Raw genomic sequence first — 1,275 nt, forward strand, 5'->3', positions numbered from 1 at the left:
CTAAAACATCTATCTGGTTAGCTTTTTTCTTAAATTTAAGCTATGCGATTGTTGAGTTTATCGCAGGAGGAATCTTTGGTTCGAGTGCAGTTCTTGCTGATTCTGTTCATGACTTGGGAGATGCTATAGCCATTGGTATCTCAGCCCTTTTAGAAACAATCTCAAACCGTGAAGAAGATAGGCAGTACACCTTGGGTTACAAACGTTTCAGCCTTTTAGGGGCCATGCTAACGGCTGTGATTCTTATGATAGGGTCTGTCCTAGTGATCTTGGAAAATGTCACAAAGATCGTTCACCCGCAACCCGTTAATGAAAATGGTATCCTCTGGCTGGGAATCATTGCAGTAGTTATCAATGTACTAGCAAGTCTGGTAGTTCGTAAAGGAAAGACAAAGAATGAGTCAATTCTTAGCTTGCATTTTTTGGAAGATACTCTTGGTTGGTTGGCTGTCATTCTAATGGCGATTATTCTTCGATTTACAGATTGGTATATCCTCGATCCACTCTTGTCGCTTATTATTTCCATCTTTATTCTGTCGAAAGCCATTCCTCGCTTTTGGAGCGCACTGAAGATTTTCCTAGATGCTGTGCCAGAAGGGGTCGAGACAAGTGATCTGGAGAAGGATATAGAGGCTCTGACCAATGTCAAAAGTGTTAACCAACTTAGCATTTGGTCCATGGACGGTCTAGAGAACAATGCTATTGTTCACATTTGTATCAAGGACTGGGAGCAGATGATGGAGACCAAAGAAGTGGTGCGTCAATGTTTAGAAGAAAGAGGCGTGCAGAATATCACTATTGAAGTGGATAGCAGTCAAAGTAATCATGCGCAACATAAGCGGAGGGTGAGAGAGTTAGAGCAGAAGCATGGGCATCATCATTAGAAAAGACGACCTCAATAAGAGGTCGTTTTGATATTCTATTCATTCCGTGTACTTTCTCTCAATGTCAGTCTGGTGCCCAGCATGGTTAGGCTAGGTATTTTGCGACCGTGTAGAACTTCCTTGTTAAGAATATCCATCCCTGCTCGGCCCATTTCTTCGGTATAGACAGTGATGCTAGAAAGGGGAGGATAGACCTGCTTAGTCAGGCTGGTGTCGTTAAAAGAAATGAGGCTGACGCGGTCTGGTAGGCTGATTCCAGCTTCTTGAAGGGCACGAAGGGCGCCGATGGCTAAACTATCGCTGGCAGCGAAAAAGGCTGGTGGGAGTTGTTCTCCTAGCTTGTGAATGGCCTCCTTCATCAAGTCATAGCCAGACTGGGCAGTAAAGCTCC

2 protein-coding genes are annotated in these 1,275 nt (G+C 44.2%); one reads left to right on the forward strand and one right to left on the reverse strand.

All coding sequences use genetic code 11. The annotated features are described in order from the left end of the window. A partial coding sequence (locus tag GMD4S_RS12200) for a cation diffusion facilitator family transporter (protein ID WP_000619000.1) occupies positions 1–884 on the forward strand: 884 nt, incomplete at its 5' end. 35 nt (positions 885–919) lie between these two features. Here GMD4S_RS12200 and GMD4S_RS12205 read toward each other — a convergent pair. Next, on the reverse strand, positions 920–1,275 hold a 356-nt coding region (locus GMD4S_RS12205; protein ID WP_000310383.1), incomplete at its 5' end, for a substrate-binding domain-containing protein.

Source organism: Streptococcus sp. GMD4S (assembly GCF_000296955.1).